The organism is Flavobacterium sp., from assembly GCF_025352015.1.
Lineage (GTDB): Bacteria > Bacteroidota > Bacteroidia > Flavobacteriales > Flavobacteriaceae > Flavobacterium.
Genome location: NZ_JANXUG010000100.1, coordinates 1 through 4,493, shown reverse-complemented (window position 1 = coordinate 4,493; position 4,493 = coordinate 1). Strand labels below are relative to the sequence as shown.

General features: G+C 31.1%; 3 protein-coding genes. All 3 read right to left on the bottom strand.

Annotation, left to right across the window (positions count from 1 at the left end):
- Positions 1 to 280 precede the first annotated feature (280 nt).
- Entirely contained in the window at positions 281 to 823 is a 543-nt protein-coding gene (locus Q0Q96_RS10025) for a hypothetical protein (protein ID WP_293874447.1), read from the bottom strand.
- A gap of 384 nt (positions 824 to 1,207) precedes the next feature.
- Positions 1,208 to 1,936, bottom strand: a complete 729-nt coding sequence (locus tag Q0Q96_RS10020) for a SprT family zinc-dependent metalloprotease (protein WP_293874445.1) — start codon at positions 1,934 to 1,936, stop codon at positions 1,208 to 1,210.
- Positions 1,926 to 4,493 (bottom strand): HsdR family type I site-specific deoxyribonuclease (locus tag Q0Q96_RS10015; protein ID WP_293874443.1); only part of this gene is annotated, 2,568 nt, incomplete at its 5' end. The genes Q0Q96_RS10020 and Q0Q96_RS10015, both read right to left, overlap by 11 nt.

Sequence of the window (4,493 nt, the reverse complement as noted above, 5' to 3'; positions counted from 1 at the left end):
TAGCGTCGTAGGAATGTTGATAAGCTTTTAAATCCCGAAGGGAATTTTTTAAAAAACTTATCAATGTTCCGGCAATAAAGTATAAATTTGAAATAATTATTAAACCTAAAAAAAGGTCAACGTATTTTAGGATAAGACATAGTTTAGATATAGTTGCTCTATTCTTTTTTTTCGTCTAAAAAGAATAATTAAGAAACGAGCTGTTACAACTTTAAAAAAGTGCAGCTTTTCAAGAAGATATGTTAGATACTGTGAAAACAAATTTTACTGTTTTATTATTTTATCTGTAAGATGATGATATATAAAATTCCCAAGAATACCCTTGATTGCTGTTTAAATTTTCTGTTCCTATGTATGGGATTACACCTGGAGCAGAAGCTCTAAAATCATATTCACCTGGAGTTAAATTAATGTTTTTTGTTTCATATGGACTGAAATGATATAACTCTGTATTTAATTTCAAGGTTAGGGTTTTACTTGTATTGTTAAATATTTTCACATCGGAATTGTAATTTGAAGTTTGACCACTAGGTATAAATACACTTTCATTACTTTTACTAACCAGCTTACCAACTTTTACATACGATTTATGAACATAACCTTCTCTGTCAGTAGCTATATCAATGACATTGTAGTAATCATTCTCTGTTTCAAGAGAAACAATAAAGATTTGGGTTTTTGGTTTTAAGGAACTGATGATATTATCATCGCTACTAGATCCTTCTCTAAAATTTACTTGTTTAGTAATTGTGCCTATGTAAGATTGGCTGTAAATGGCATTTGATATTAAAATAAAAAAGATTAAAAGCATTATTTTTTTCATAGTCAAAATGTTTGATCAATTTTATTTAACAAGATTTTAGTAGTCTCAAAATTAACATTTTTTTTAACATTTAAGATGCAATTGAAAGAAAAATAATGTAACTAAGTGAATTTTTTTATTCGGTGTAAAGCTAAATTCTTTTAAAAATGTTTCTTTGCGGTTTTCCTCATTTTGTAAAAATTTTATCTTAATATAAAAGATAAATTCAAATTAGTCTTTTGACTATGCTTAGAATGGGCTATGAAGCAAACAAACATTCGAGTTTAGGAATACTTGGACTAAATGAAAGTTTTGTGTAGATGAATGAGATAATGGCTATAATAAAAACATTGTTTTTTGAACTTTGGAAATGATTAGTATCAAAAATATAAGACTCTTAATTTACTAATATCCCCAATCGTTATGAGATACTGGCAAATTGTTTAATTCTTCTTTGTACAATCTCCATTTTGGTAAAAATTGGTTCATATACCCAATGAATTTATCGTTGTGATTTCTCTCTAATAAATGAATTAATTCGTGAACAATAATGTATTCTAAACAAATGATTGGTTTTTTAGATAGTTCCAAATTAAGCCAAATTCTCTTTTCTTCGATGTTACAAGTACCCCATTTGGTTCTCATTTGCTTTACACCCCAATCGTTTGCTTTTACATCAATTAAGTTTTCCCATTTAGTAATTAATTCCGGAATGACCTTTTTTAATTGATTGCGATGCCATTCTCTCATAATTCGCCCTTTGTCTTCTGTTGAAGTGTTTGGTCTAACGAAAAGATGAATTGTTTTTGTTCCTTTTATTTCTACCTTGTTAAAACCTTTATGTTCAATAACATTCAACAAATATCTTTTGCCAAATAAATAATGACTTTCACCTGAAATAAATTCTCTTGGTGTTTCTCTTGGTTGAGTATTGAAGTTTTTTATGTGCTTTTTTATCCAGCCAATTTTAGAAATAGCAAATAAACGCATTACTTCGCTATCCGTTTTCTCTGGTGCAGACAATCGAATTCTACCCATTGGCGGATAAACTGCCAAGTGCATATTCTTAATGTCTTTACGGACAATATCAATAGTAAGATTAGCTACTGAAATAGTTTCCATATTAATATTCATTTTGAGCTTTTACTATTTGCATCAGTTCTTCGGTTTTACTATCGTCTTTTATAATTTCGTTGATAGCAATACGCAGTTTCTTTTCTTTTAAACCTCCATCTCTCCAGCCGTCAAGTTTGTTACTCTTGATTACGTTATCAATCGCTAAAGCGAGGATTTCATCATTATTTAAATTATCAAATAAGTTTCTTTTTGCAATTGAATTTAAAGATATTGGATAATCGGTTTTACCCATTGGATTAGAAACGTCACTAGCTAATTGTTTGATTTTTTCTAAATATTCCTGATATGCAATTGTTTCTTCCTTACGTTGTTTTATGAGTTCATCTAACAACTTAGACATTTTCTCATAATACTTGGGATTGGTCTGTGTTTCTTCAATTATAACCTTTCTTACATTGTTTTCAATCGTTTCGGCAACAGCTTCCTTACTTCTTTTATTTCCATAAGGTTCTGGTGGTTCACTAACGTGTAAAATTAAATCAACTAGGGATTTATTTTCAAAGTCGGATATTTTTTTACTGCTTTTGGCATCTAAATACATATCCATTAATTGTCGCATTCCTGGTTCAAATCTTTTTAAATCAACGTAATCACCACTTGCTTGTTTGATGGTGTCTCTAACATCTGAATAGAATTGGACTTGTTGCTTTATTTTCTCAGCTTCTTGCTCTGAATAACCAATTTTGTGCATTTCGTTAGCAATATTTGCATACGCTCTGATTAATGCTACTACTGATTTGTATAATGTTATTCTACGCTCTTCCGTCTCTTTAATATCCTCTGGATTTTCGGTATTGCCACAAAAATATCTTATAAAACTTGGTTCGTCTTGTGGATGGACAGGTTCGCACAATGCAATGACTGTTTCTAAAGCATTTTCTAATCGGTCTTTGCTTACTTCGTATCTGTCGGACAATAATCCTTTTACATCGTCTAAATCATATTCGTCGAATGCTCCTGAAGTGTAATCTGTAATTGATCGTTGTAAACTTTTGAATAAATCTTTATAATCTACAATATACCCGTATTCCTTGTCTTCGTTGTCTACACGATTTACACGGCAAATAGCTTGAAATAAGCCGTGGTCTTGCATTGATTTATCAATATAAAGATAAGTAGCAGATGGTGCATCAAAGCCAGTTAAAAGCTTATCTACAACAATCAACAATTTCATTTTAGCAGGTTCTTTTATGAACTGCGTTTTTGCTTGGTCTTCAAAATCTTCTGTTGTTTTTCCGTTCAACATTTTTTGATAGACTTCGTATTTCAATAATTTTTCTGTTGGTGTACTTTCTCCGGTTTCTTCGCCTTTTGTATCTCCGTGATGTGGATTATAAGAAGTTATTATTGCACATTCTTTGAAACCTGCATTTTGAAAAATCTCATAATATTTACAAGCATTGTACACACTACTTGATACCAACATTGCATTTCCTTCTCCTGTTGATAATCTTGGTTTTATTTTGAAATCTTTAACTATATCAAATACTATTTTTTCTAATCGAGATTTAGAACCCAATACTTTTTGCATTGTTCCCCAATTTCTTTTTAGATCTATTTTGGCACTATCTGTTAAACCTTTTGTTTCTGCATCAAACCAATCGTCTATACTTTGTTGGTCAGTTACAAATTGTTCTACATCACGAGCTTCATATAATAAATCTAACACTACACCATCAGCAACTGCTTCATCAAATTTATAGGGTTCGCCAATGTATGGTCCGAAAACTTCTATACTTTTTTGTTTGTCTTTTTTGAGTAATGGCGTTCCCGTAAAACCAATAAATAGTGCCTCTGGTAACAATAATTTCATTGCATCGTGCAATTTTCCTGATTGTGTTCTATGGCATTCATCTACAAAAACATAGATATTTCCTTTGGCTCTAAAATCAGAAGGTAAACTCTTTTTTAATTCTTCAATATAGCCATCAAAATCTCCTTCTTCTGAATTTCTGCCAAATTTATGTACCAAACTAGCAATCAACCAAGGACTGGTATTATTCAATTTACTGATTAAATCCTTACCGCTTTTTGTTCTATATATATTTTCTTCAACACCTAAAAAAAGTTTTTCTATTTGGTCGTCAAGCTCTTCACGGTCTGTTATGATAAGAATTCTACTGTTGTCAATATTTTCTCTAATCCATTTGGTAAGCCATACCATTGTTAGGCTTTTTCCACTTCCTTGTGTATGCCAAATGATGCCGCCTTGTTTAGAATGAACATTTTTATGAGCTGCCTTGATACCGAAAAATTGATTGGGACGACATAGTTTTTTTGTGCCTTTGTCGAATACCACAAAATCGTGTATCAGTTCGAGGAAACGCTCTTTTTGACACATTAAATACAAATGTTTGTCTATGGCGTATTCAAATTTTTTATCTGTTTCTTCTTTCCACTGCAAATAGTATTTTTCAGTAGTTTCAATGGTTCCGTAACGTAAGCCTTGCGCATCATTTCCTGCTAAAACGTATTGCATTGTGGAAAAAAACTTCTGGATAAACATTGGTTTTTGATTGTCCAAGTTCTGACGAATACCCCATTCAACACCTTT